This window comes from Planococcus lenghuensis, assembly GCF_001999905.1.
GTDB classification, from domain to species: domain Bacteria; phylum Bacillota; class Bacilli; order Bacillales_A; family Planococcaceae; genus Indiicoccus; species Indiicoccus lenghuensis.
The window spans coordinates 3081555-3106610 of the sequence record NZ_CP019640.1 but is presented as its reverse complement, the minus strand read 5'-3'; the positions used below and the strand labels follow the sequence as shown (position 1 = coordinate 3106610).

The 25056-nt window shown below is 49.9% G+C and carries 23 protein-coding genes, 1 pseudogene and 2 riboswitches; of the genes and pseudogenes, 12 read left to right on the top strand and 12 right to left on the bottom strand.

Translation table 11 applies throughout. The features are described 5' to 3' along the window. The first annotated feature begins 79 nt into the window (after window positions 1–79). From B0X71_RS15715 to B0X71_RS15700, 4 genes and pseudogenes are all read left to right on the top strand, one after another. A complete protein-coding gene (locus B0X71_RS15715) occupies window positions 80–1105 on the top strand; it encodes a YsnF/AvaK domain-containing protein (RefSeq protein ID WP_077590308.1) in 1026 nt (341 codons plus the stop codon). Between the two features lie 78 nt (window positions 1106–1183). Beyond that, window positions 1184–1372 (top strand): annotated as a pseudogene (locus tag B0X71_RS21425) (YwbE family protein); the annotation flags it as partial. 316 nt (window positions 1373–1688) lie between these two features. Next, the gene (locus B0X71_RS15705; RefSeq protein ID WP_077590306.1) at window positions 1689–3839 is read left to right on the top strand and encodes an ATP-dependent helicase; all 2151 of its coding nucleotides are present in this window, start codon (window positions 1689–1691) and stop codon (window positions 3837–3839) included. Window positions 3840–3916: 77 nt separating this feature from the next. Continuing rightward, complete coding sequence (locus B0X71_RS15700) at window positions 3917–5185, top strand: MDR family MFS transporter (RefSeq protein WP_077590305.1); 1269 nt, start codon at window positions 3917–3919, stop codon at window positions 5183–5185. Between the two features lie 17 nt (window positions 5186–5202). On the opposite strand, the gene B0X71_RS15695 is transcribed toward B0X71_RS15700, so the two are convergent. Next, window positions 5203–5517, bottom strand: coding sequence for a DUF3243 domain-containing protein (locus tag B0X71_RS15695; RefSeq protein ID WP_077590304.1), 315 nt, complete (start codon window positions 5515–5517; stop codon window positions 5203–5205). A gap of 172 nt (window positions 5518–5689) precedes the next feature. On the opposite strand from B0X71_RS15695, the gene B0X71_RS15690 reads away from it, so the two are divergent. Beyond that, window positions 5690–6475 (top strand): VLRF1 family aeRF1-type release factor, encoded by a 786-nt coding sequence (locus tag B0X71_RS15690; RefSeq protein ID WP_077590303.1) that lies wholly within the window; start codon window positions 5690–5692, stop codon window positions 6473–6475. 123 nt (window positions 6476–6598) lie between these two features. Further along, a complete protein-coding gene (locus tag B0X71_RS15685) occupies window positions 6599–7519 on the top strand; it encodes an aminoglycoside phosphotransferase family protein (RefSeq protein WP_198038633.1) in 921 nt (306 codons plus the stop codon). Between the two features lie 6 nt (window positions 7520–7525). On the opposite strand, the gene B0X71_RS15680 is transcribed toward B0X71_RS15685, so the two are convergent. Further along, on the bottom strand, window positions 7526–8203 hold the full coding sequence (locus B0X71_RS15680) for a hypothetical protein (protein ID WP_077590301.1): 678 nt from the start codon (window positions 8201–8203) through the stop codon (window positions 7526–7528). Window positions 8204–8321: 118 nt separating this feature from the next. Here B0X71_RS15680 and B0X71_RS15675 point away from each other — a divergent pair, with 118 nt between their 5' ends. After that, the gene (locus B0X71_RS15675) at window positions 8322–8687 is read left to right on the top strand and encodes a VOC family protein (RefSeq protein WP_077590300.1); all 366 of its coding nucleotides are present in this window, start codon (window positions 8322–8324) and stop codon (window positions 8685–8687) included. A 570-nt stretch (window positions 8688–9257) separates the two neighbouring features. On the opposite strand, the gene hmpA is transcribed toward B0X71_RS15675, so the two are convergent. Next, the gene (gene hmpA, locus B0X71_RS15670; protein ID WP_077590299.1) at window positions 9258–10439 is read right to left on the bottom strand and encodes an NO-inducible flavohemoprotein; all 1182 of its coding nucleotides are present in this window, start codon (window positions 10437–10439) and stop codon (window positions 9258–9260) included. A gap of 211 nt (window positions 10440–10650) precedes the next feature. Between hmpA and B0X71_RS15665 the strand changes: the two genes are divergently transcribed. Continuing rightward, the gene (locus B0X71_RS15665; RefSeq protein ID WP_077590298.1) at window positions 10651–11103 is read left to right on the top strand and encodes an RrF2 family transcriptional regulator; all 453 of its coding nucleotides are present in this window, start codon (window positions 10651–10653) and stop codon (window positions 11101–11103) included. A gap of 29 nt (window positions 11104–11132) precedes the next feature. Here the strand turns inward: B0X71_RS15665 and B0X71_RS15660 are convergent, their stop codons facing one another. Continuing rightward, window positions 11133–11555, bottom strand: coding sequence for a pyridoxamine 5'-phosphate oxidase family protein (locus tag B0X71_RS15660; RefSeq protein WP_077590297.1), 423 nt, complete (start codon window positions 11553–11555; stop codon window positions 11133–11135). A gap of 205 nt (window positions 11556–11760) precedes the next feature. Between B0X71_RS15660 and B0X71_RS15655 the strand changes: the two genes are divergently transcribed. Continuing rightward, entirely contained in the window at window positions 11761–12777 is a 1017-nt protein-coding gene (locus tag B0X71_RS15655; protein ID WP_077590296.1) for an STAS domain-containing protein, read from the top strand. 723 nt (window positions 12778–13500) lie between these two features. On the opposite strand, the gene pepT is transcribed toward B0X71_RS15655, so the two are convergent. The 7 genes from pepT to B0X71_RS15620 form a co-directional block, all read right to left on the bottom strand. Beyond that, complete coding sequence (pepT, locus tag B0X71_RS15650; RefSeq protein WP_077590295.1) at window positions 13501–14724, bottom strand: peptidase T; 1224 nt, start codon at window positions 14722–14724, stop codon at window positions 13501–13503. Window positions 14725–14846: 122 nt separating this feature from the next. Continuing rightward, entirely contained in the window at window positions 14847–16016 is a 1170-nt protein-coding gene (gene tnpB / locus B0X71_RS15645) for an IS200/IS605 family element RNA-guided endonuclease TnpB (RefSeq protein WP_077591039.1), read from the bottom strand. A gap of 259 nt (window positions 16017–16275) precedes the next feature. Further along, the gene (locus B0X71_RS15640) at window positions 16276–17475 is read right to left on the bottom strand and encodes a M20 family metallopeptidase (protein WP_077590294.1); all 1200 of its coding nucleotides are present in this window, start codon (window positions 17473–17475) and stop codon (window positions 16276–16278) included. 17 nt (window positions 17476–17492) lie between these two features. Beyond that, window positions 17493–18332 carry a MetQ/NlpA family ABC transporter substrate-binding protein gene (locus tag B0X71_RS15635; RefSeq protein WP_077590293.1) on the bottom strand — a complete coding sequence of 280 codons (840 nt, stop codon included), beginning with the start codon at window positions 18330–18332 and terminating at the stop codon, window positions 17493–17495. A gap of 27 nt (window positions 18333–18359) precedes the next feature. Next, window positions 18360–19010 carry a methionine ABC transporter permease gene (locus tag B0X71_RS15630; RefSeq protein ID WP_077590292.1) on the bottom strand — a complete coding sequence of 217 codons (651 nt, stop codon included), beginning with the start codon at window positions 19008–19010 and terminating at the stop codon, window positions 18360–18362. Continuing rightward, window positions 19000–20031, bottom strand: coding sequence for a methionine ABC transporter ATP-binding protein (locus B0X71_RS15625; RefSeq protein ID WP_077590291.1), 1032 nt, complete (start codon window positions 20029–20031; stop codon window positions 19000–19002). Before B0X71_RS15625 ends, B0X71_RS15630 begins: the two co-directional genes overlap by 11 nt. A 106-nt stretch (window positions 20032–20137) precedes the next feature. Continuing rightward, window positions 20138–20254: riboswitch (SAM riboswitch) on the bottom strand. Between the two features lie 81 nt (window positions 20255–20335). Continuing rightward, window positions 20336–20977 (bottom strand): glycerol-3-phosphate acyltransferase, encoded by a 642-nt coding sequence (locus tag B0X71_RS15620; protein ID WP_077590290.1) that lies wholly within the window; start codon window positions 20975–20977, stop codon window positions 20336–20338. 144 nt (window positions 20978–21121) lie between these two features. Continuing rightward, window positions 21122–21233: riboswitch (SAM riboswitch) on the top strand. 102 nt (window positions 21234–21335) lie between these two features. Here B0X71_RS15620 and B0X71_RS15615 point away from each other — a divergent pair. Together B0X71_RS15615 and metX are read left to right on the top strand one after the other, a co-directional pair. After that, a complete protein-coding gene (locus B0X71_RS15615; protein WP_077590289.1) occupies window positions 21336–22625 on the top strand; it encodes an O-acetylhomoserine aminocarboxypropyltransferase/cysteine synthase family protein in 1290 nt (429 codons plus the stop codon). Between the two features lie 13 nt (window positions 22626–22638). Then, complete coding sequence (gene metX / locus B0X71_RS15610; protein ID WP_077590288.1) at window positions 22639–23643, top strand: homoserine O-acetyltransferase MetX; 1005 nt, start codon at window positions 22639–22641, stop codon at window positions 23641–23643. A gap of 81 nt (window positions 23644–23724) precedes the next feature. Here metX and B0X71_RS15605 read toward each other — a convergent pair whose 3' ends face one another. Further along, window positions 23725–23955 carry a MerR family transcriptional regulator gene (locus tag B0X71_RS15605; protein WP_077590287.1) on the bottom strand — a complete coding sequence of 77 codons (231 nt, stop codon included), beginning with the start codon at window positions 23953–23955 and terminating at the stop codon, window positions 23725–23727. A gap of 231 nt (window positions 23956–24186) precedes the next feature. Between B0X71_RS15605 and B0X71_RS15600 the strand changes: the two genes are divergently transcribed. Beyond that, a complete protein-coding gene (locus B0X71_RS15600; RefSeq protein WP_077590286.1) occupies window positions 24187–25038 on the top strand; it encodes a DMT family transporter in 852 nt (283 codons plus the stop codon). The last annotated feature ends 18 nt before the right edge of the window (window positions 25039–25056 follow it).

Here is a 25056-nt window from a genome sequence, read left to right as displayed (position 1 = left end):
TGTTTTAAATGCGATGCCAAGGGTAAATTCAATAATAGAACACGCAAATACGAAACTATAAAAAATGGAGGAATTCGGAATGCGAAACTTTGATAACAAATTTATCGGAACGTTCGACACGGAAACAGAAGTACTGCAAAAGATCGACGAACTGAAAGCGGAAGGTTATGCAGAGAACGACATGTACGTCATGACGAGTGACAGCGACCAGATTTCCATGGTGCGCGGCCGTACTGATGTAGATGTGGATGTCCAGTCTTCCGGCGGCGGCTGGATGGATAAGTTCATGGGCTTCCTGTCCGGTGAAGAACCGACACGCGGAGCATTCGATAAAATGGGTCTTGATGCAGGAGAGGCAGACCGCTATCACAATGAAGTGAAGAACGGCAAAATCCTGCTGTACGTTGACCGTGACTACGGTACACATTATGAGACTGAAGGCTATGTCGATGATGCAGCAGTTGCATCGCCAGGTCTGACTGTCGATACAAATGAATCGAATAACACAGCATATAATACAAACCGCAATCTGGTGGAAGATGATGACCGCTTGGATACAGGACGAATCGACAGCGGAATCCGGGAAGAAGAGGTGGATGAAGTCGTGGTAGAAAAAGACAGAACACCAGTAGAACCCGCAGTAGATCCAGTAGTAGAAACAGACAGAGAACGAGTAGCTGAAACGGAAGAAGAACGCCTCCGTCTGCACGAGGAACGCTTGAATGTAGGCAAAGAACGCGTTGAGTCCGGCGAAGTCAATGTCGGGAAACACACTGTCGAAGAGCGTCAGCATGTAGAAGTGCCGGTAGAGCATGAAGAGGTTGTTGTCGAACGCCGTCCAGTCAACGAAGAAACACAGGCTGGCGTGAATGACCGGGCTTATGATGATAATGAAGAAATTCATATCCCGCTCACCGAAGAGCGCGTAGAAGTATCGAAAAAAGACGTCGTGGGTGAAGAGATTGTTGTCGGCAAACGCAAAGTACAAGATACTGAAGTCGTCGATGAAACAGTACGACACGAAGAAGCGGACATCGAAGGAGACGTTGAAATCGATGAAGCTGAGCGTCTGAGAAGAGAAAATGAAAGAAAAGGCCGCCTTTAATTAAAGGCGTTAACGAGGCGGGGATTCCCCGCCTTTTTTCATTGCAGTCAAATCAGCAGAAGAAGGGAGAGGCTTGGAATGGATGGACGGAACCGCCGGGATGTGAAGCCGGGCAAAAAGGTGAATATCATTTTGAAGAAAGACCAGCGGACAGGCCGGAAAACGCAAGGTGTTGTGAAAGATTTGCTGACAAAATCACCGACCCACCCGCATGGCATCAAAGTCCGGCTTGCGGATGGGCAGGTCGGCCGGGTCAGTGAGATTCTGCCGGATGCGGATGAGGACGATCATAACGTTATCCTCGATCAGCATTTCGGGGAAGAGAATCCGGAGAGCAATGACTCGTACTTGGATTCCGAAACGAAAAAATCCGAGTTTCAGCAGAAACAGCTGCATGAAGCGGATCCCCTTCAAAAACCGAATTCCGAAGTGGATGAAGTTCTTTTGGAAGAGGACCGATACGATGAAGACCCGGATAAGAAAAGAAAGTGAAATTTCATGCAGTGAAACCCGGCTCACCGAACGTGAGCCGGGTTTTCTGTGGTAAAATAAACAGCAGGAAATTATGTAAGGGGTAGTAGACATGGGTAATTTTTTTCAGCGCAAAGAGCAGGAACTGGGCGTAAAGCTGAATAAAATCCAGCGCAAAGCGGTCGAGCGGACGGAAGGTCCGCTATTGCTGCTCGCCTGTCCGGGTTCCGGAAAAACGACGACGATGATCATGCGAATCGGGTACTTGATTGAGGAAAAAAATGCATCGCCCAACCGGATTAAAGCCATCACATTCAGCCGAGCATCCGCCACGGACATGGCTGAGCGCTATAAGCGGTTTTTTCCGGGACTTCCAGCGGTGGATTTCTCGACCATTCACAGCCTTGCATTCCGGATTGTCCGAGATTACTTTCAGGGTAAGCCATACGTGATGATCGAGGGGAATGGGAAGCAGGGCCTGAATAAGCGGCAGCTGCTGAAAGAAATGTATCAGACCGAAATGGACGAACAGATCACAGAAGATCAACTCGATGAGTTGATGTCATTCATTTCGTTTGTGAAAAATAAAATGATGCCGAAAGAAAAATGGCGTAAATTGAAAGGGCCTTTTGATGGCGCGGCTGATATTCTCCGGACCTATGAGGCCTTCAAGGAAAACTATGATACCCGGCTTGTGGATTTCGATGATATGCTGACACTGGCCAATGAGGCGTTGGAGCGGCGGCCGGATCTGCTGGCGAAGTATCAGAACATGTGGGATTACGTCATGACAGATGAGAGCCAGGATACGTCGCTCGTACAGCATGCCATCGTGGAAAAACTGGTGGCGAGCCACCGGAATTTATGCGTGGTGGCGGACGATGATCAGTCCATTTATACATGGCGCGCAGCAGAACCGACGTACCTGCTGAAGTTTAAGACCGTCTATGCGGATGCATATGTCATGAAAATGGAGCGCAATTACCGCTCCTCGAAAACGATTGTCGATGCTGCCAATCAGTTCATCAAAACGAATAAACAGCGCCATGATAAGAATATGCATACGGACCGGGAAGAAGGCAATCCCATCGTCATGCGGCGCTTTGCATCAGAAGAAACTCAGCTTCAGTACGTGCTGAAGGAATTGAAGAAGCTGGATCATTACGGGGATACGGCTATTTTGTACCGCAATAATTCATCTTCCACCATCCTGATGGCTGAACTGAACCGGCTGGGAATTCCTTTTTATATGAAAGATGCGGATAACCGCTTTTTCGCCCATTGGATTGTGGAAGACATGCTGAACTTCATGCGGTTCAGCCTGAAACCGGAACGGGCGGATGTTTATGCGAAAATCGCTGCCAAGACGAATGCTTACTGGACCGGTTCCCAGTTGAAAGCGATGAACCGGGTGAAGCCGGCAGAGCGCAACGGGCTGGATGAAATCACCCGCAGTGTCACGATGAAAGATTATCAGCTTAAAATCGTGGAGCAGCAGAAAAAATGGTTCCAGTCGATGCAGGAGATGAAACCGTCAAAAGCGATCAAGACGATCCGCAAAGAACTCGGATATGACCAGATGCTTACGAGCCGGGCTGAAAAATTTGGCATGCGGCTGAATTACCTGACGCAGATCCTGGCTACGCTGGAACAGATTGCAGAACCGCTTCCGTCCATGGCTGCTTTCGCGCAACGCCTGCGGGAACTTGAGGAAGTGACGCAGGAAGCGAAAAACGAAAAAACGGATGAGATGCTGACGCTGTCGACGTTCCATAGCTCAAAAGGACTCGAATTTGACCGGGTCTACATGGTGGATCTGAACCAAGGAGTGATTCCAGCGGAAGAGGATCAGGAAGAACCGGCTCTCCTGGAAGAGGCCCGGCGCTTGTACTATGTCGGGATGACCCGTGCGAAAGCCCATTTGGAATTGCTCAGTTACGATGAAGAATCCCAGTTTACAGCAGAGGTGCGGGAAGTGGGCAACCGCCTCGGAAAACCGGAAAAACCCGAGAGCGTGCATAAATCGGTACAAAAGGTAAAATCAGCAGCGGCTCCGGCCAGTCTGAAAGTACCGGTTAATCCAAATGCCATCCGGAGCGCGGACGTGCTGACAGCCGGAACCCGGATCCGCCACCGTGTATTCGGACTGGGGAAAATCACCGAGCGGACAGCCGACCGGATCTCGGTTCAGTTTGAAAAGCAGCACAGAGAGTTTTCAATTGAGATTTGTCTCAGCCATAAGCTGTTGGAAATGGCTCAGTGACAGAAAAAGGTTCTGTTCCGGCTTCCCTTGTACTATGATAGGAAAGGGAAATTTGAACAGAACGCGGGGAATCAGAAGTGAGAATCAGAGATTGGGATCGAAGTTTGAAAATCCGCCTGATCGGCGAGCTTTTCATGAATACAAGTTTTTGGATGGTGTTTCCGTTTCTCGCCATTTATTTTGCAGAGGAATTCGGAAAAGAGGCGGCAGGGCTGCTGCTCGTGCTGTCTCAAGTATTTTCTGTTGCCGCCAACTTGGTTGGCGGATACTGTGCGGACCGGTTCGGCCGCCGGACGATGCTCGTTCTTTCCTCGTTCGGCTTAGGTGCGGCTTTTCTGTTGTTTGCCGCCGCCAATTCGCCGTGGTATGAGTCGCCGGCACTCGGCTTCGCGGCGTTCACGTTTGCAGGCATGTGCAGCTCCCTCTACTGGCCGGCGAGCCAGGCGATGGTGGCAGATGTTATCCCGGAAGAATACAGAAGCGATGTATTTGCGATTTTCTATACGTCGATTAATATTTCCGTCGTCATCGGTCCGATCATCGGTGCAGTGCTGTTTTTCTCGTACCGTTTTGAACTCTTGCTGTCTGTTGCGCTTGTCGCGGTTGCCCTTGGAATCGCACTGCAGCTTCTGACAAAGGAAACCCTTCAGTATGCGCCTTCAGGGGAACTGGCGACAGAACCTGGACAAGGCTGGACAGGAGCGGTTAAAAAGCAATTGAAAGAATATGGCATCATTTTGAAAGACCGGCTGTTTTTACTGTTCGTCGGTGCAGGAATTCTCGGTGCCCAGACATTCATGCAGCTGGATCTGCTGATACCGATCTATCTGAAAGAAGCGATTGATGAACAGCTTGTCGCCACACTGTTCGGCTGGGACTGGACGGTTACAGGGGAAGAGGCATTCGGTTTCCTGTTATCAGAGAACGGATTGCTCGTGGCTTTACTGACTGTTGTCCTGACCCGGCTTGCGGTAAAGTACCCGGAAAAGTGGGTGTTTTTCTTCTCTGCTATTCTGTATGCGGTCGCCATGACTGTGTTTCCGCTCACCAATCTGTTTTGGCTATTGGTTGTTGCCATGGCGATTTTCACATTTGGTGAATTGCTGACAGCCGGACTTCAGCAAAGTTTCATTTCCAAATTGGCACCGGACCATATGCGCGGTCAGTATTACGCAGCGGCGAGTCTTCGGTATACCGTAGGCCGGATGATCGCACCGCTGTCCATTCCTCTGACCGCCTGGATCGGCTTCGGTTGGACGTTTGCCATCCTGGCGGTTCTGTCGGTGGCGAGCGGCGTTGTCTACCTGCTGATGTTTACGCTATACGAAAAACGGCCATCCCATTGAGGGGCGGCCGTTTTTACTTATTTTGAATCTTGTTTGACCATGCGTACGAGCATGTGGGCAAGCATGTGCTGTTCGTCTTTTTTGCCGACTTTCCACAATTCCTGCAACAGATGTTCTTCCCGGTTGCGCGGCTCCTCTTTCTTCGCCAAGTAATCCGCTACTTTTGCAGCGAGATGAGCCATCCGTTCTTCGCTCAAGCCCATTTTCTCACCCAATTCCACTTTGCCGCCTAAGTACTGTTTAAAGTTCTCGAAATTCTCGAGGATCTCTGCTTTCTTTTCCTTATCAAAGTTCTTCAGTTCTTCTTGTACACGTTTATCCATGTTCTCCATTAATTTTCACTCCTCTTGTTTTGTTTGCCGCCAGCATCAGACCTGTTATCTGTTTACCCGGTGCGTTCAGCTGCTCAAACACATTAATGTCTGAAAAATGCCTCAAAACCGTTTAGCGGGTAGGGCTTCGGGTAACAAATTAACAAGCACGAAAAAGGAGGATGAGGAGTGTATGACATTATACGATGAACTGCAGGAATTGAAAGATTTCCGGTGTGATGACCGCTGTGTCTTAACCGTGTATTTAAACACCGACCCTGCAGACCGTGATCATCAGAATGGCGCATGGAGAATTGAATTGAAATCCGGAATGAAACGGCTTGATCAGTATTTGACTGCTTCCAAAGACGAAAAGGAACTGAAAAAGTTTAAAGCGCTGAAAGAACAAGTGGTAAAAGCGATTGAAGACAATCAAGGTGAACTCCATAAAGGAGTTATTCTTTTCGCCTCTCCTCATAAAGATCTGTGGTCGGTCCATTACGTGCAAGTGCCGGTGGAGACCAATTTCCATTGGGAAGACCGGCCCATGACAGAACAGCTTGAGCAGCTTTTGAAAGCGTATCCAAGTTCTGCCGTTGTGTTGCCAAGCTATGCGGAAATTCGCCTGCTGGATACAGAAATGGGTTCTGTGAAAGAAGAATTGTTTTATGAATTCGATCCCGGCATTGAAGTATGGCATGAACGGAGCGGCAACAATGCAACAGGCGCCGGCAATAACCGGATGCCGGAACTGGATGCACGCATGCGCGAGAACCTGAACCGTTTTTACAAAGAAATCGCCTCTAAAGTAGAGGACATGAAAAAGGGCCGGGGCTGGAAGGAAATCCATGTGATCGGTGAAACGGAATCCGCCAACACGTTCGCCGAATCGCTCCGGGGAAAACCGGACAGCACCAAGTATAAAAACTTGAACAATGCAGTAGCCAAAAAAGTGCTGTATGAAGTATTCAATAATTGACATCAACAAGCCTTGGCCAGGATGCCGGGGCTTTTTTATGCGCGAAAAAATCGATACCGCACCTGCACAAGTCCGCTGCGAAGACAGCAGCCTCTGATACAATGGACGGGAAGGAGTGAGGACATGTTCGAGGGCATCACAAGAGAGACTTATGCGGATGTTCCCCAGGAAACTTGGGATAAAGCGATTCATATGATTTTATTGAAAGAAGGCATGGAAGAGGGAACGGTGGAGAAATTTGAGCTGGGTGCCAATGTTGTCTATAAGATAGGCGGCCGCCATGTAATCAAGCTGTTCCCGCCATTCCATGGCGAGGGCTTCCAGTCGGAAAAAGCGGTACTGGAACTGCTGGAATGGGTGAATCTGCCGGCGGAGACACCGGAGATGATGCGGGCGAGTGCCTATGAAGGCTGGCCCTACCTGATCATGACATTTCTTGAGGGGACGTTGGCAGTCGATTTATGGGACGAGCTTTCCAGGACAGAGAAGCTGGATCATGCAGAAGATCTAGGCAGGCTGATCCGTTCAGTTCACCGGCTGGATGCTTCGATGATGAAAAGCCTGCCTGGAAGTTGGCCGGCATTTGTCGAAGCCCGAAAGAAAAAAGCCGCGGCGTATCACCGGGCGGCAGACATGAGGGAATCGCTCATCAGTGAAATGACTTCATACATAGAAAGCGTTGACCTGAATACGAAGCGGCAGGTGCTGCTGACAGGGGAATATACCCCTTTTAATCTGCTCCTGAAAAAACAGGCGGATGGCTGGCGGCTCTCCGGTCTCATCGATTTTGCAGACTGTTTCGTCGGTAATCCGAAGTATGACTTACTTGGGCCGATTCTGTTCAATTTTCATCGGGAAGATGGGCTGACGGAAACTTTTCTCCGCGCATATGGCCTTGAATTGACTGATGGGCTTCGGCATGAGCTTATGGCTCTTCTGCTGCTGCACCGCTTCAGTGATTTGCCGGCGTACATGGAGGGGAACACGGCCGCCTTGGAAGCGGAAAGTCTTGATGAACTGGCAAGAATCTTTTTTCCTTGGTAATGCTCGTTAAGTTGCAACGGGACAGAACGTGCAGGTGTCAAAATCGGGCAGTTCCTTATAAAGGCAGCAAGTCCGTCTGAGCGGTTGGGTGACAGCCTGCTGAAGAGTTGCATTGCCGACCATGGCGGCCAGATAAGATTTACGGACAGGTGCCCAGTTCCCGCTGTCCATGAGCCATTCAATGTCTTCGGCTGCCCGTCTTGGATCACGCTGCTCCAGATTGGCATAAAACCAAAGGACGGAACCGAGAACATTTTCCCAAAGAATGACCGGTGAGATTTTTGCGTGTTTCCGGAATTCCTGTATAAACGCATCTGTCTGTTCAGAAAGAATGTGATGGAATGCCTTAAAGCGGTCGGACTGCGTGACCGGAACGAATAGAGCCGGATCGGTATGCGTTTCCAAAAGTGGATAGCCGTATTTTCGGATCCGACTGAATTGCAGGTCTTTCCAAGTTCCGCTGAAGTACAGACCGGAAGTGGCAATGGCATCGAATTGGGCGGTGATGAACAAAGCGTACTGACGGAAAAAATAAGAAATGGCCACGCCATCCGTTTCCGTGCCGCTCCAAGCCTTCAACTCTTCAATGATTTCCGGAAAGCCGGATAAAGGCTGTACGGCTTCCTTTCCGACGATGACGGATTGGTTCGCAAGATGATGTTTAAAGGCAAAAGGCAGTTCCATGGAATTTCCCCTCTCCGATTAAATATAGTGTATAAGAACAGCTTATGGCAAAACCCTTGATTATTCGAATATTATTTGCTTTCTATATTCGATAAAATGGAAAAAAGGGGGCGGAAATATGAGGTTTTTGATCGAGCGGATTGACCATGTACAAGTGGCGGCACCAAAAGGGGAAGAAGAAGCAGCGCGCTCTTTTTACAGCGGTGTGCTTGGCATGGAAGAAGTGGAGAAACCGGGCGCACTTAAAGCGAGGGGCGGTGCCTGGTTCAAGTCAGGCAGCTGTCAGCTCCATGTCGGCATGGAAGACCCGTTTATGCCAGCGAAAAAAGCGCATCCCGCTTTTCTTGTGGAAGGATACGACGAACTGCGTGAGTATCTCACATCGAAAGGCGTGGAGTTCCAGGATGATGACAACATTCCGGGAGTCGTCCGGATGTATGTCTCAGATCCGTTCGGTAACCGGATCGAATTGATGAAAGGCTGAATTGGCGCTAAATGAAAAGACAGTAAAGGCGCCCTGCGATAGGAAGAGCGCCTCGAGTTGTAGACCAACTCCCTTCAAATTACATAAACGGGTTTCTTTCGGTAGCAGTCGGCAAAAGCGTTTTGCTCCTGTGCAAGCTCGTAGAAAACAAGGTACACAGAGACCTGCATAATTTGCTGCTTTGACTGTACTACACGGAAAAATACCAGATAATAGAGACATTTTCATCGCTTACTGTCCGGTCTCGATTGGCGAATCCATGCTTTTTAGAACGCTTACTATACTAATGGATTCCTATAAGACAAGACAGGAAAAAGGGGAAGCCCCCGCCACTCCAGCGGAATAACTGGCTGACGAGATTCCCGAGTCCTTCAGGACGGGGAGGCTCGAGAGGAAGGAGACCGAAGAGCGCGACATCCTGTCGCTTCGGTCCCCTGACCCGCTCCTGCGGGCCTCACGGAAAGGACGGGGGCCTTTTTCCTGATTTCTCCGTTACTCAAATGGAATAAATATTTTTCAAACAATTTTTTGTAAGGCGCCCTTCGATAAGCAGAGCGCCTTTTTTCATCTTTAGCTCAATTGAAGCTGGACAGACGGGCCGAAGAATTCATAGTGGATCTGGTCTTCGTCCAATCCGATATTGTGGAGTTCCCGGATCATCGCTTCCATGAATGGAACCGGTCCGCAGACATAGACATCGCTGTCTTTTGCAATGAATCGCTCCAGCACTTCACGGGTGATGAAACCATTCGGTTCATCCGAATAGAAGGTCTGATACATCACATGGCTCATGTTCGCAACCTGGCGGGCGATATCGTCCTGGAATGCCGCAAGTGCTTCGTTGCGTGCACCGTGAAGGAAGACGGTCGGACGGTCTGGCGTTGTGGTGGCCACTGTTTCGAACATGCTCATCATCGGGGTGATGCCGACTCCGCCGGAAATGAACGCGACCGGTGTTGTTTTTGATTCATCCAGCACGAATTCACCGGCTGGAGCACTGACTTCGACTGTGTCGCCCTCATTGACTTCTTTGTGCAGGTAGACGGAAACGACACCGTTCGGGTCATTGTCAGCTTCCCGTTTAACAGAAATCCGGAATTCATCCGGACGGGACGCCTGCGACAGACTGTACTGGCGAATGACCGTATGTTCCTCTCCGGGAATCGACAGGCGGACAGAAATGTACTGGCCTGGCTGATATTCCGGAACATTGGCGCCATCAGCCGGCTGCAGGTAGAAGGAAGTGATGATTTCACTTTCTTTTACTTTGCGGGCAACTTTAAAGTCCTTGAAGAACCTCCAGCTATTCTCTTTTTCTTCCGTCTGCTCATACATATTGGCTTCCACACCGATGAACGCATCCGCGATCACACCATATGCTTCGCCCCAGGCATTGATGATATCATCTGTCGCAGCATCACTGAGTACGGTCTTGATCGCTTTCAGCAAGTATTCCCCGACAATCGGATAGTGTTCAGGCTTAATGCCCAAGCTGACGTGTTTATGGGCAATCTGTACAACCGCCGGAAGGATCGCTTCCAAGTTATCAATATGTACCGCCGCCGCATATACTGTATTCGCAAGCGCTGCCTGCTGGCGGCCCTGCGACTGATTCGCATGATTGAAGATATCTAAAAGTTCGGGATGTGCTTCAAACATCGTTTTGTAAAATTCAGTAGTGATGGTCGTGCCGTGTTCAGCGAGTACCGGTGCAGTGGATTTGACGATATCTCTTGTTTCCTGTGATAGCATAGTGAATCGCTCCTTTTTGTTTTATCTTCTACAGGTTCACTATACGATACATCGGCGTTAAAAGATATATTATAAATACATCTTTAACACAATCGACACAATTAACAGAATTGCCTGATCTTTAAAGTCACTCGTTCCGACGCTGTGAATCAAAGATAAGACTGAAAGAAAAAGGTTATGCTATAATGCAGGACAGGAAGGTGAGGGAACCATGCGTCTTACCATGTATACTGATTTTTCTTTGCGGGTACTTTTATATATAGGTACAAAAGAACAGGAACAATTATCAACAATCCAGGAAATTTCAACTTCATACAATATATCGAAAAATCATTTGATGAAAGTCACGCACGAACTTGGAAAAGAGGGATTCATCGAAACGGTACGGGGTAGAGGCGGCGGAATCCGTCTGGCCAAACCGCCGGAGGAGATCAATATCGGGGCGGTCGTCAAAAAGATGGAAGACGATTTTCATCTGGTGGAGTGTTTCAGTGCGGAAGGCAATACGTGCCCGATTGCGCCGGTGTGCGGATTGAAAGGTGTTTTGGCTCAGGCATTGAAAGCTTATCTGGACGTGCTTTCCGGCTATACACTTGCGGACCTTCTCATGAACAAACAGGGGCTGCGCATGTTGCTGCAAGTCGACAATAAAGCAAACACATAAAAAACGGCTCCGGTGAGAGCCGTTTTTTCCTACACTTCGATTGTCTGCGGCTCTTCACCTTTCGTGTTCATGAGACGGACGTGAGTCGGCTGGATGGTCAAAATGATAAGATCCGGATCATTAGGACCGTCAAACCAGCCCTTCAGCTTATCATTCCATACTTTTTCCTTGAGGCTGTCATCATCCGATTCGGAAATTTTCCCTTCGATCTCCAAGTACTCGTCCCCGAATCCTTCCCCTTCGTAGCCGATCAGGATATGAGCGTTCGGATTTGCTTTTACTTCTTCCGTTTTATGTGTTTTTTTGCTTGTAGCGGTATGCAGTGTGAAATCTTCATGGAAAAATGTCATATAGCGCGAGTGCGGTTTATTATTGTCCACTGTCGCCAATGTCCCGATCATGCTCTCCTCAAGAATTTTGAGTGCCCGCTGTTTCTGCTCATTTTGAGCCATGCAATCATCTCCCGTTCTGTGAAATAAGTGCCGGATCGTTGCCGGCGCAAGTCTGTAGGCTGATCTGCTGCAGAAAGTTCATTAACAGATATATTCCCGGAAATGGGAGAGGTAAAACTGCTTCAGGTCTCGAGATGTGTAAAAAAGAGCCGATGAATAGTACAATAGAAACAGACAAAGAATTTCAGAGATGAGGTGTACTCTAATGGAGAATAATCCATCCATTAACGTGGCCGGCCTCCAGTTCTCATGGGAATTGGATAAAGGGCGCTTTTTATTCGAAGAGGATGATGCAGTGCTTTTCTGGATATCATCTGCAATGAAGACGTTTTTTGATTCGATTGAAGAAATTGCGGGAGAAGAATCAGCGACAGTCGTGCTTGAGGCGACCGGATTCCGACAGGGACTTGTTGTCGGCGAATACTTCCAGCAGCAGGACATTTCACTGAAAGAAGCGACGAACCTGATTCAGAATACATACGGATCAGCCGGCTGGGGAATGATCTCAGTGGAAAAGCTGGATGTCGAAACGGCCACTGCAGAAGTGCATTTGAAAGACAGTTGGGAACATAAGATCAACGTTGCACAAGGGAAAACGTCCGGCGGTTCCTTTCTGCCTGCCCATTATGCAGGGATTTTTACCGGTTTGATGGAACAGAATATATGGTACGAAGTTGTTCACCATCAAATCGAGGGAAATGAACAGAGCATTGTCCGGTATTTTCCGTCGGATACTACCGTACAGGAAAATATCCACCGGCTGATACGGACAAAAGAAGCCGAACAGATCCAGCTGCTGGAGCAATCCGTCGATGAAAAAACGAAAGAACTGAATGAACTGATCAAAGAAATTTCATCCCCGCTGATTCCGGTGTTGGATGGAATCGTTGTTGTCCCGCTGCTCGGCTCATACGATGAGACGCGGGCGGATGAATTGATCACAAAAACGCTCAGCAATCTGCCCAAACATCAGGCGGAGAACCTGGTGCTGGATCTGACTGGACTGAATAATGACTTCTCAGAACAGACAGCCAGCCTAATCGATAAAATCGGCTCTGCTGCCTCATTGATCGGAACGAAAACCGTCCTGGTCGGTATCTCTGCCCAAATGGGCGTCGTCATCTCTCAAACGGGCATTGAATTGAAGCGATTTCAGTGTTTTCAGACACTGCAGCACGGCATTTACTATGCGCTGGCCCAGCGGGGGAAAAGCATCATATGATGAAAAAAAGCGGAGCGCAATCAGCGTTCCGTTCAGTTAAATAGGATAAAACATGGAATGACATGCTATCTGGACCGCTAATTCGCACCTGAATTAGCGGTCTTTCGAATGTTGCTAAATCAGCGTTTGCCATCAAATAGCCTTGTTGTGAAAATTCCTTCTGATATAGTAAGAGAACTTTTGCTGATCCACTCGCTGCTATGCCGAAAAAATTGAATTAAAGAACTGCGGTTCTATCACAGGAACGTTCGCTGCACAAACACTCGCTTGCCGCGGGCGGTCCGCAAGCCGCTTCGGTCGCGCTGCGTCCTGCAGGGTCTTGACTGGTCCGCTATTCTCTCAGGCGTCTCGTATTTCCGCTGCTCACATTTCCTTTAGCGAAGATCATATCAACGAATCCCATTGAGGGACCTTTGCTTCAAAAGAAGGAGCAGAACAGCGGCGACTTCTGCGGGAATGCGAAGCGCGGAAATCCATTCGGGCTAAAAGCCCGAGTTAGTTCAGCGCAAGCCCGTTGAAAGCGGAGCGGTTCTGCGGAATCATAACCATGTCAGTCAGCCTCGTCTCACAAAATAAATAGAGCCTTCCGTTATGGAAGGCCCTGTTTGAGCTGCTGATCGGTGTGTTAAAACGGATGCTGATTCGCTATTGCTACGCGCCTTGTTATTTATCTGTTAAGTGTGGTGTTGTATAGCTCAACTGAACGGGTTAGCAAGGAGCGCTTTATTTTTGTGCAAACGATTTTGCAATGCCAACAATGACGTGTGCAGCTTTTTCCATATTATCAGCTGATGCAAATTCATATTTGCCATGATAATTCTCGCCGCCTGTGAAAATATTTGGTGTCGGCAAGCCTTTGTAAGACAGCTGGGAGCCATCGGTGCCGCCGCGTACCGGCACGATGAGCGGTTCGATGTCAAGGTCACGCAGCACTTGCTCGGCCGCATCAACAATTTCTTTCACCGGCTCGATTTTTTCGCGCATATTGTAATACTGGTCTTCCAGCTCGAGCTGAATCGCCTGTTCGCCGTATTTGGTCTGCAAATGTTTTGCAGTATCCTGCAGCAGCTGTTTTTTTGCTTCGAATTTTTCTCCATCAAAGTCCCGGATAATATATGAAAGCACCGTTTTTTCGACATCGCCATTGAAGTTGTTCAAGTGAATAAACCCTTCATAGTTTTCTGTCCGTTCCGGCACTTCATCAGCCGGCATATGGGATTGGAATTCGATCGCTGCAGTCACTGCATTGACCATTTTATTTTTCGCGGATCCCGGGTGGACGCTCTTGCCATTGACAGTCAGTTTGGCATAAGCTGCATTAAAGCTTTCATACTGAAGCTCACCAAGCGGGCCGCCGTCCATCGTGTAGGCGAAATCCGCCCCGAAACGCGACACGTCGAATTTATGCGGCCCGCGTCCGATTTCTTCATCAGGCGTAAAGGCAACGCGGATTTTACCGTGCGGGATTTCCGGATGGGTCACCAAATATTCCATGGCTGTCATGATTTCAGCAACGCCGGCTTTATTATCTGCGCCAAGCAGTGTCGTGCCATCCGTTGTGATCAATGTATGGCCGACGTAGTTTTTCAGATCCGGAAAATCAGCAGGAGACAGCGTGACGGATTGATTCAGCTCAATATCACCACCGTCATACTTGTCCACACGTTGCGGGTTTACATTTTTCCCTGTGAAGTCGGTTGCTGTATCAACATGCGCCAGAAAACCGATCACCGGCGCAGCATTTTCTGTATTGGCTGGTAACGTGCCGAACAGATAGCCATATTCATCCGTCTCCACTTCTTCGAGTCCGACGTCTTTCATTTCCTGTTCCAACACGCGCAGGAGATCCCACTGTCCGGGGGTCGATGGCGTTTCCGTGCTTTCCGCATCAGATTGCGTATCGATTTTTGCATAGCGGATCAGGCGTTCGATCAATTGTTCTTTCACATAATTTCCTCCTTATGTACAAGTACTTCTAGTTTAGCACAAGGCAATCTGCCGGAATATTGAACAACCCCCACTTACTCGCTAAAGCTCCTTGAAGTGGGGGATTCCTAAGTTATCCGCCCTCACGGGCAGAAATTTATTAGGCTATCCCCAGCAGTTCCTGCGGTTACGAGACGAATCGCTTCGTTTCGGAGATTCATTCCTGCGTTAACATCTCGGTCATGATGTGCCTTGCACGATGGGCATTCCCATTCACGTAGCGCGAGATTCTTAACGTCTTTGTGCTGATGGCCGCATGCTGAACAGAGCTGACTCGAAGCGAAGTTTTTCGCTACAACGACAACTTGTTTGCCGTACCATTCAGCTTTGTATTCAAGCATGGAACGAAAGGTGGACCAGCTCACTTCGCTGATGGCTTTCGACAAGTGTCGGTTTTTCAGCATATTCGATACCTGCAAATCCTCGATTCCGATAATGTCGTGGTTTTTGACAATCTCGGATGAGATTTTATGTAGGGCATCGGTTCGGCAATTGGTGATTTTCTCATGGATACGGGCGACTTTTTTCTTTTGTTTTTGGTAGTTCTTAGCTTCAGCAAGCGGCTGCTTGCGGTCCAGTGCCAAACGCATTCGTCGCGAAAGAATTTTTTGTTCCTTAGCCAATTTCTTCTCCATTCGGCGCAGATACTTCGGGTTTCCATAGACCGTTCCGTTCGACAGGACGGCAAAGTCCTTCAAGCCCACGTCCACACCGATGGCTGAATGGGTCTTGGCGTGTGGTTGAATCTCAACTTCGGCCAACACGGAGACGAAATAGTTCCCGCTCGCTTTCCGAGATACCGTAGCGCTGATGATGCGGCCGTCGATTTCTTGACTCTTTGCCAGTTTCACCAAGCCCAGTTTCGGAAGCTTCAATTTGTTTCCGACGATGGCGATGTTCCCATTGGTATGCTTCGTCGTGTAGGACTGGACGGCGTTTTTCTTCGACTTGAAGCGGGGAAGCTTATTCTGCTTTTTGAAAAAACGCTTAAAGGAGTCGTCCAGATTCCGCAATGCCGACTGGAGGGAGGTGCTGTCCACTTCCTTCAGCCACTCGATTTCTTTTTTTAACTGCGTCAATTGAGTCGAACAGTTCTCGTAGCTCAACCCTTTGCCTGTTTCCTTAAAGGCGGAGTTCCACTTATCCAAAAAGTGATTGAACACAAAGCGGCTGCAACCGATGGTTTTCGCAATCAGGACTTCCTGGGTTTTGGTCGGGTAGATTCTGTACTTGAATGCTTTGTGTCGCACCATCGTTTTCACCTCGCCTTTTTGGATTATCTTTACTTCCATGATAGCCATTATTTTAAATTTCAGCCAATCATCTGCGTTTTCAAGTAGAGGGCTTAATATAGATGGATAGACGTCGGACAATTGACGCGTCGAAAGACACCCCTTGCCCGAAGCCGATTCATCCCCCACCTGCGTTTCACTTAGAGGTGGGAGTCTTCTCGGCGTAAATGATAAAAGGCGGATCCCTTTTTAGAAGGAACCCGCCTGTCTCCACCAGCATTCAGCTTTTTTCAGCTACTGCGTCTGCATGGTCCGCTTTGACTGACTGCAGGAGGTCGGTATCTGTCAGCAGCCGGTATCCGGTTTTTGCCAAAGCTGTCGCTCCCCGGATCAGTGCCTCGTTACCCGCTTCGGATTTCGCGGCTTCCCGGAACTCAGCCGTGTGTGCGATCAAATCATCCGGTCCGATTTTGATATACGGATGGGCGGTCGGCACTTCATAACTGACGTTTCCTGCATCTGTCGACCCGAGTCCTTGGGAGCGGGAAGGGGAGACCGATTCTCCGACAGCGAGCAGCTCCTCACGTACCAATGCATCAAGTGCGCCGGTCAGGACAAGGTCTTTGACTTCGTTCTGGAACCGGTCGATTTTCACCGTTGCACCGGTGGCAAGGGCTGCGCCTTCTGCAATCGACTGGATTTTCCGGGAAGTTTCCGAAGCCTTTTTCCAGGAGTCCGCCCGGATATAGAAACGGGCGGAGGCGTATTCCGGAATGATGTTCGGCGCATCGCCGCCATGTGTGATAATGCCATGAACCCGGGCATCTGACGGCAGCTGCTGGCGAAGCGCATTCACTCCGTTGAACAATTGAATGACCGCGTCCAAGGCATTGATGCCTTGTTCCGGAGCGGCAGCGGCGTGAGCCGGCCTGCCGTAGAAATGAAAATCGAGCGGATCAACAGCGAGCGAAGGACCTGTGATTGCCGACTTCCCGGAAGGGTGAATCATGAGGGCAGCGTCGATGCCGCTGAGCAAGCCATGTTTGGCAAAACTGCCTTTCGCACTGCCGTTTGGTCCGCCTTCTTCGGCAGGCGTGCCGAGAACGACGACGCGGCCGCCGGCAGAAGGCAGCGTTTCCGACAGGGCAATGGCGGCCGCCACACTCGTCGTGCCAATTATGTTATGGCCGCATGCATGCCCGAGTCCGGGAAGTGCATCATATTCGGCCAAATAAGCGATCGTCGGACCGGGAAGTGTGCTTTCCTTGCTGGCAAAAAATGCCGTTTCGTGTCCAGCCACGTTCCGTTCGACGGTAAAGCCGGCTTCTTCAAGCAGGCGGCTGAGTGTCTCGCTTGCATAGAACTCCTGATTGCCGATTTCCGGCCGGGCATGGATCGCCTGACTTGTCTCAATGTAGCGGGACCGTCCTGCTGCAATGGATTGCTCAATAATGTTCTTCGTTTCAGCTGCCAATGTCATGATAAATCCCCCTCGGTTTATTTATAATCCTGCAGTTCTTCGACTGATACAAATGTCGGGATCTGTGCGCCTTCTGTATGTTCAACGATGAATTCAGCTGTGTCTTCCTGCTGGTACAGGTCAACGATCGTCTGGAATGCTTCGTTATCTGCTTCATCTTCGCGTGCAGCGATCAGGTTAATATACGGTTTTGCAGTGTCGCTTTCCCGGGCAATCGGGTCTTCGGTCGGATTCAATCCGGCATCAACAGCGATGCCGTTATTGATGATGGAAGCTGCCACATCCGGAAGTGCGCGTGGTGTGTGACCTGCCACCATCGGGACAATTTCAATGTTTTTCGGATTTTCCGTGATATGATCCACCGTTCCGGTCAGACCGGCGTCTTCGGATAAAGTGATAAGTCCCGCTTCATCGAGCAGCAGGAGGGCGCGCCCCATGTTCGTTGCTTCGTTCGGCACAGCAATCTGTGCACCTTCCGGCAATTCTTCGAGCGATTCATACTTCTCGGAGTATAATCCCATTGGTGCGATGACTGTCGAACCGATCGGCACGATATTATCCAAGCCGTGTTCTTCTTTAAAAGCCTCAAAATACGAGATGGTCTGGAATGCGTTCAAGTCAAGTTCGCCTTCTGCCAAGGCGATATTCGGTGCCACATAATCAGAGAATGTAACAATTTCAAGATCAATTCCTTCTTCTTCCGCTTTATCGGCAATGTAATCCCAGATTGTCGTATCGGAACCGCTGATGCCGAGTGTCACTTCCGTCAGTCCTTCTGCTGAACTTCCTTCTTCACTGCATGCTCCGAGTAAGAGTGCCACGCTTGCTGCTGATAAGATCGCTGTTGTTTTTTTCATGAATAATTCCTCCAATTGTATGTGTGGTTAGCTTCTTCGTAATTTCTTCGAAAGGATGTTGCCGCCGGTCTGTACCCCTTGGACGAGCACCACGAGAATGGCGACTGTCAGGAACATAACCGTTGTATCGAACCGCTGATAACCGTACGTGATGGCCAGATCGCCGAGCCCGCCGCCACCGACTGCGCCTGCCATGGCTGACGCGCCGATTAGTCCGATGACTGCAATGGTAAGAGCCAGCACAAGTGAACTGCGGGCTTCCGGAATCAGAAAACGGAATACAATCTGGCCGGGCGTGGCACCCATTGCCTGGGCCGCTTCGATGACGCCTTTATCGATTTCAAGCAATGAATTTTCAATAAGCCGGGCGATGTAAGGTCCTGCATAGAACACAAGCGGGACAATCGCTGCTGTCGTTCCGATGGAAGTGCCGACAATCAGCCGGGTGAGCGGGATGATCGCGACAAGCAAAATGATAAAAGGAATCGACCGGAAAATATTGACGATGGCGTTCAGCACTTTGAATACCGGTTCATTCTCAAGCAGATGGCCGCGCCTTGTGACAACGAGCAGGATACCGAGGGGGAAGCCGATGAGCAATGAACAGCCGAACGCAACGCCGGTCATGTAAATGGTTTCCCATAACGCTTCCAGTATTTGTTCCTGATCAACTAGCATAACTGCTCATCTCCTCTGCTAAGACGTAATTATTCCGGATTTCGATCAATGCCCGCTGGATCTCCGCTGGGTTGCCGTTGAACTCTACAATCAGATTGCCGTACGGAATGCCCTGCAGCTCGGTGATATTGCCGAACAGAACGTTCAGTTCAAGATCATAGCGCCGGGAAATCCGTGAGATGAGCGGATGGGCTACGGAATCGCCTGTGAACTGAATGCGGTAAATCGGCTGGCTCCTGTTCGTGTTCCGGATCTGTTTAAGCAGCGCCTCCGGCAGTTCATCATTCATAACCGAGCGGACAAACCGCCGCGTCGTCGCATGCTGCGGATTCGAGAATACATCGAATACCGTTCCTTGTTCGATGATCCGGCCGGCTTCAAGCACAGCCACTTTATCGCACACCTCCCGGATGACCGCCATTTCATGCGTGATCAGGAGAATAGTGATCTTATACTTGCGGTTCACTTTCCGCAGCAGGTCCAGGATTGACTGGGTCGTTTGCGGATCCAGAGCAGACGTTGCTTCATCGCACAGCAGGATGGACGGATTCGTGGCGAGCGCCCGGGCGATGCCGATGCGCTGTTTCTGACCGCCGGACAGCTGTTCCGGATACTTATCCGCCTGATCACCGAGCCCGACAAAGTCCAGCAATTCCGTAACCCGCTGCTGAATTTCATTTTTTGGCGTTTTGGTTAAGATCAGCGGCATGGCGATGTTGGTATATACGGTCTTTGAAGTCAAAAGATTAAAATGCTGAAAGATCATGCCGATATCTTTTCGCGTTGTCCGGATTTCTTTCGCGGACAATGCGGAGATGTCTTTGCCGTGAATCTTGACTGTTCCTTTCGTCGGCCGTTCGAGAAGATTGACGGTCCGGATCAGAGAACTTTTGCCGGCGCCGCTGAAACCGATCACACCATAGATTTCGCCGGTTTCGACTGTCAGATCGATGCCGTTCAGTGCGGGTACTTCCCGCTTTCCTGAACGATACGTTTTTGCGACCCCTTCAAATTGGATCATATCCATGCCTCCTCAATAGTGGTTTTGCTGAATAAAACAAAAAGAAGCCCTCTTTTTTCTTTACCAGCAAGAAAAAAGAGAGCTTCATAATAAATGAAATCACTCCTTCTCATCTTCCAAATACGCCGATGCGCATTTGCAGGAATTAGCACAGTGTCCGCATAAATGCGAACCCGCTGCCGAAACGTCATAGGGCCTGTCCCTCAGTTTCTCTGGATAAGAAAGTAATGTGTGCTATTCAATTCGTGATTCCTACTTTATGGCTTGGGTATAAAAAAGTCAACCATTTTATCGAAAAAAATTTTCAAGCTGCTTTTGCCGGCTTCTTCCGGAAGACGGCCGACACTTTGTTTTCGGTTCCTTCTTTTATCCGTTTAATGTTCTCCAGGTGCTTCCACAGCGCCATCCCGAACAGCGCTGCGGCTGTAATGACAGGCCATTCTCCCTGAGCCGGCAGGAACGCAGCCAGCAGCAGAACCGCATACAGGCAAAGCACTCCAATGACGAGGTAATCTGTGATCAATGAAACGATGATAAGCAGCAGCAGACCGGTGAGCCCGAGCCGCCAGTCAAGTGCCAGCAAGACACCGATGAGGGCGGCAGTTCCTTTCCCGCCGCTGAATCCCATATAGAATGGGAAATTATGGCCAATGACGACAGCACTACCTGTAAAGAACAGGAATATCCAGAGCATTTCAGGGGATAATCCCGAACCTGAAAAGAGCCCGCGCATGAGCAGCACAGCAGCAGCCCCTTTTCCGATGTCAATGGCCGCCACCAGTGCGCCATACTTCCAGCCGAGCACAATAGCCGCATTGGAAGCGCCGGAATTTTTTACGCCTTCCGTTTTGATATTCACCCCAGAAATAAATCGCGCCGCAACAGAACCATGCAGGCAACCGATCAAATAACCGATAATAAGTGCTGCTGCTAGCCAGCCTGTCATGCAAACCCCTCCGATTTCCGCATCTTTCTTTACATGTAACGCTCCTGATAATAAAAAGGTTTCAAAAAGATGCTGAAAATTCTTGACAATGGCGGCCGTGGTTCTCTATACTTGGTCACTAAGATGGAAAACTGAATCTGAATACTCTTATCGAGAGAGGCGGAGGGAATAGGCCCGATGATGCCCGGCAACCACCAAGCTGCTGCTTGGAATGGTGCTACGTCCTACAGATTGCAACTGATCTGACAGATGAGAGGAGGTTTGTCTGAGAATGGCGGCCCTCTTCTTAACCGAAGAGGGCCGTTTTTAATTCCTCCTCATCTGCTTTCCATCGGACAAAAACTAAGGAGGAAGACGAATGACGAACTTCAAACCAGAAACTCAATTGCTTCACGGAGGACAGGAACCGGATCCGGTAACAGGCGCACGGGGGGTTCCGATTCATAAAACGACTTCTTACGTATTCAAAAGTGCCGAACATGCGGAGAACTTATTCGGCCTGAAGGAAACCGGCAATATCTATACACGAATCATGAATCCGACAGTCGATGTATTTGAACAGCGGGTGGCTCTCCTCGAAGGCGGGACAGCTGCAGTGGCCCTTTCTTCCGGTATGGCGGCGATTGCATTCTCGGTTCTGAACGTGGCTGAAGCCGGGGAAGAAATTATTGCGGATGAAAATTTATATGGCGGCACATTCAGCTTGTTCGCCAATACACTGCCGCGCTATGGCATTACGGTCCGCTTTGTCGACGGGAAAAATCCCGAGAATTTTGCGGATGCCATTACGGATAAAACAAAAGCGATTTTCGGTGAAATTATCGGCAATCCAAGCCTGAATGTATTTGATGTTGAACGGGTGGCGGAAATCGCCCATGCAAATGATATTCCGCTCCTGATCGATAACACATTCGCTTCTCCATACGGCAGCAACCCGATTGAATTCGGAGCGGACGTTGTCATTCATTCGGCGACAAAATGGATCGGCGGACACGGGACAACAATCGGCGGCATCGTAGTGGATGGCGGCAAGTTCAATTGGAATAACCCGAAATTCCCGTCCTATACGGAACCGGATCAAAGCTATCACGGCATCCGTTATGCGATTGACGCTGAAGGTGCGTCATTCGCCACGAAGCTGCGCGTTCAGCTGCTGCGCGATTTCGGCCCGTCACTCAGCCCGGAAAGCGCCCATGCCTTCCTGCAGGGACTGGAAACCCTTCACCTGCGAATTCCGAAACACAATGAAAACGCGCAGCGGGTAGCGGAATACCTGAAAGGGCATCCGGAGGTTGAGTGGGTGAATTATATCGGATTTGAAGATCATCCTTCACACGAGGATGGGAAGAAGTACTTGAAACAGGGGTTCGGCTCCATTGTGAACTTCGGTGTGAAAGGCGGATTGGAGGCCGGCCGGAAAGTGATCAATAATGTATCGCTATGGTCGCATGTCGCGAACGTCGGCGATGCGAAGTCACTGATCATCCATCCGGCATCGACGACTCATCAGCAGTTATCCCAGGAAGAACGGACAGCTTCCGGCGTGACAGATGAACTGATCCGGCTGTCGGTGGGACTGGAAAATGCGGATGACCTGATCGGTGATCTGGAACAAGCAATCGAAGCTGCTGTGCCAGCAAATGTATAGGAGGACGTAGACAATGAAAACGGTCGAGATCGGTTCATTACACCTTGAATCCGGAGCTGTATTGCCGGAAGTCACACTTGCTTACGAAGAGACGGGAAACCTGCAGGGGCCGGTCATTCTGGCCTGTCATGCGCTGACCGGCGATCAGTATGCAGCCGGTGACTGGTGGGAAGGCCTGATCGGTTCGGGAAAAGCAGTGGATACCGCCCGTTTTCATGTCATCGCATTTAATGCGCTCGGCGGCTGCCATGGCTCGACCGGCCCGCTTTCAGTGAATCCGGCGACCGGGGAACCATACCGGGCTGCGTTTCCGGCGATCACCATTCGTGATATGGTACGGGCGGAACAACAGGCACTGCAAGTGATGGGGATTCATCACGTAGCGGCTGTCCTCGGCGGTTCACTCGGTGGAATGCGAGCGCTGGAATGGGGGCATTTATTTCCGGAAACGGTGGAATTGATCGTTCCGATGGCTGTTACGCCGGCACTCAGTGCATATGGCATTGCGTTCAATCAAATCGGTATTTCTGCCATCGAAACTGATCCGCTGTATGCCGGCGGTAATTATGCGTCTTCTGCAAGTTTAAAAGGGCTGGGAGTTGCGCGAATGGCGGGCATGGTAACGTACCGGAGTGAAAAGCTGTTCACAGAGCGCTTTGGCCGCGGCCATAACGGAGACAGCTTCGATGTGGAATCGTACTTGGATTACCAAGGACAGAAGCTGGCTGCCCGGTTCGATGCCAATAGCTATATCGTACTGCTGAAGGCGATGAACACGCACGATGTGACGGAAGCGAAAATCGAAACAGAGATCTTTGCCCTGTCATTCACAAATGATCTGCTGTATCCGTCTACGACCATGAGTGACTGGCTGAAAAAGCAGCCGGATGCGACCCATGAACTGGTGGAAACGATATACGGCCATGACGGATTCCTGACAGACTTCAGTCAGTGGGGCCATCTGATTGCCGGAAAGCTGGGGGCTTTGCACCGGGTCGGTGAAAGCTTGCGTGCGTAAGAGGGACGAGTATACTTTAGTATGGAACGTAAAAGCTGATGCCGGTTTTCCGGCATCAGCTTTTTTTCGCAGTAATACTTTCTAATCTTCGTCCTTAATGTCCGGGTCTTCCGGAATCGGCGTCAGGCGCCATTCTTCCAATTCCTGTTTCGCGATCTCGAGCTGTTCAAAATGCCGGTCGAATTGAGAGGTGTTGATCAAGTACTGGGTTCCGTCATGGACAGCGCGAATCCGGCCTTCCAATACATAGCGATTCACTTGCTCTTCAGGCATCGATAAAAAGGCGGCAGTTTCCGGGATGGTCCGATACATGTGATCCACCTCCTCTTTTCTTTCAGTATAAAACGAAAAGGGGCACAGCTCAAACAAGTCAATTGCTGAAAATACAATGAAATAGGCGGAGACCGGTACAGCGGGCGTTAGCTGTGAATACGAAATTCCATTGACGGAACCGTATTTTTTACGTAAATTCCCAGTCACCCATCTCCGAATCCGCCGCTTTGTGGTAATGTGCAATTAAGGGGAAAAATTCGGAGGTAAGCTATGGCATATGTATTTGTACTTTTTGCAGCTGTTTTATGGGGAACGACGGGTACTGCGCAATCATTCATCGATGGGGACGCGCATCCGCTGACGATCGGTGCGGTCCGGCTGACAATCGGCGGCTTTTCACTGCTCGGATTTGCAATACTGATGAAAAAACTGAAACTCCGCGGGCTTGTCTGGCGTGCAACAATACTATCCGCTGTCAGTATGGCGCTGTTTCAGCCGTTGTTTTTTTCAGCGGTTCAGCTGACTGGAATCGCAGTAGGCACCGTCGTCACCATCGGCAGTGCACCGGTCTTATCAGGGCTTATCGAATGGCTGGTACTCCGACAGCGGCCGGACCGGGTCTGGGTGACTGCTACTCTGCTCGCGATTACCGGCTGTGTGCTGCTGTTTGCAGAAAGCGATACCGTCACCATCAACCCGTTCGGCATTGTGGCCGGGCTTGGCGGGGGACTTGCATTCGCCACCTACACCATCGCAAGCAAAAAAGTATTGGAACGAGCCGAATCGATGTCTGCGGTGGCCGTTATTTTCTCATTTGCTGCCGTATTGCTGATTCCATTTTTGTTCATTTTTGACTTCAGCTATGCAGCAGCACCGGGCAATCTGGCGGTGCTTATCTATTTAGGGATCGGAGCTACCACGATTGCCTATTTGCTGTTTTCAAGCGGCTTGCGGGAGATCCCTTCATCGTCTGCCGTCACCTTATCGCTGGCAGAACCGCTCACCGCTGCGTTGCTGGGGGTTTTCCTGGTCGGTGAAACCTTAAGTGCGCTGTCGTGGACTGGCGTTGCGCTGCTGCTCGGCGGAATCATCGCTGTGACGGCACGACAGCGCAAATCTTAAGAATTTCTTCATTTATTC

What these genes read in the sequence shown, in the direction of transcription:
- B0X71_RS15690 (WP_077590303.1), top strand. Translation starts at nt 5,690, where the DNA reads ATGACATTATACGATGAACTGCAGGAATTGAAAGATTTCCGGTGTGAT.
- B0X71_RS15680 (WP_077590301.1), bottom strand. Translation starts at nt 8,203, where the DNA reads ATGGAACTGCCTTTTGCCTTTAAACATCATCTTGCGAACCAATCCGTC.
- metX (WP_077590288.1), top strand. Translation starts at nt 22,639, where the DNA reads ATGAAAACGGTCGAGATCGGTTCATTACACCTTGAATCCGGAGCTGTA.
- B0X71_RS15695 (WP_077590304.1), bottom strand. Translation starts at nt 5,517, where the DNA reads ATGGAGAACATGGATAAACGTGTACAAGAAGAACTGAAGAACTTTGAT.
- B0X71_RS15660 (WP_077590297.1), bottom strand. Translation starts at nt 11,555, where the DNA reads ATGGCTCAAAATGAGCAGAAACAGCGGGCACTCAAAATTCTTGAGGAG.
- B0X71_RS15620 (WP_077590290.1), bottom strand. Translation starts at nt 20,977, where the DNA reads ATGACAGGCTGGCTAGCAGCAGCACTTATTATCGGTTATTTGATCGGT.
- B0X71_RS15640 (WP_077590294.1), bottom strand. Translation starts at nt 17,475, where the DNA reads ATGACATTGGCAGCTGAAACGAAGAACATTATTGAGCAATCCATTGCA.
- B0X71_RS15630 (WP_077590292.1), bottom strand. Translation starts at nt 19,010, where the DNA reads ATGCTAGTTGATCAGGAACAAATACTGGAAGCGTTATGGGAAACCATT.
- B0X71_RS15655 (WP_077590296.1), top strand. Translation starts at nt 11,761, where the DNA reads ATGGAGAATAATCCATCCATTAACGTGGCCGGCCTCCAGTTCTCATGG.
- B0X71_RS15605 (WP_077590287.1), bottom strand. Translation starts at nt 23,955, where the DNA reads ATGTATCGGACCATCCCGGAAACTGCCGCCTTTTTATCGATGCCTGAA.
- B0X71_RS15675 (WP_077590300.1), top strand. Translation starts at nt 8,322, where the DNA reads ATGAGGTTTTTGATCGAGCGGATTGACCATGTACAAGTGGCGGCACCA.
- B0X71_RS15685 (WP_198038633.1), top strand. Translation starts at nt 6,599, where the DNA reads ATGTTCGAGGGCATCACAAGAGAGACTTATGCGGATGTTCCCCAGGAA.
- B0X71_RS15635 (WP_077590293.1), bottom strand. Translation starts at nt 18,332, where the DNA reads ATGAAAAAAACAACAGCGATCTTATCAGCAGCAAGCGTGGCACTCTTA.
- hmpA (WP_077590299.1), bottom strand. Translation starts at nt 10,439, where the DNA reads ATGCTATCACAGGAAACAAGAGATATCGTCAAATCCACTGCACCGGTA.
- B0X71_RS15625 (WP_077590291.1), bottom strand. Translation starts at nt 20,031, where the DNA reads ATGATCCAATTTGAAGGGGTCGCAAAAACGTATCGTTCAGGAAAGCGG.
- B0X71_RS15705 (WP_077590306.1), top strand. Translation starts at nt 1,689, where the DNA reads ATGGGTAATTTTTTTCAGCGCAAAGAGCAGGAACTGGGCGTAAAGCTG.
- B0X71_RS15600 (WP_077590286.1), top strand. Translation starts at nt 24,187, where the DNA reads ATGGCATATGTATTTGTACTTTTTGCAGCTGTTTTATGGGGAACGACG.
- B0X71_RS15715 (WP_077590308.1), top strand. Translation starts at nt 80, where the DNA reads ATGCGAAACTTTGATAACAAATTTATCGGAACGTTCGACACGGAAACA.
- B0X71_RS15615 (WP_077590289.1), top strand. Translation starts at nt 21,336, where the DNA reads ATGACGAACTTCAAACCAGAAACTCAATTGCTTCACGGAGGACAGGAA.
- tnpB (WP_077591039.1), bottom strand. Translation starts at nt 16,016, where the DNA reads ATGGTGCGACACAAAGCATTCAAGTACAGAATCTACCCGACCAAAACC.
- B0X71_RS15665 (WP_077590298.1), top strand. Translation starts at nt 10,651, where the DNA reads ATGCGTCTTACCATGTATACTGATTTTTCTTTGCGGGTACTTTTATAT.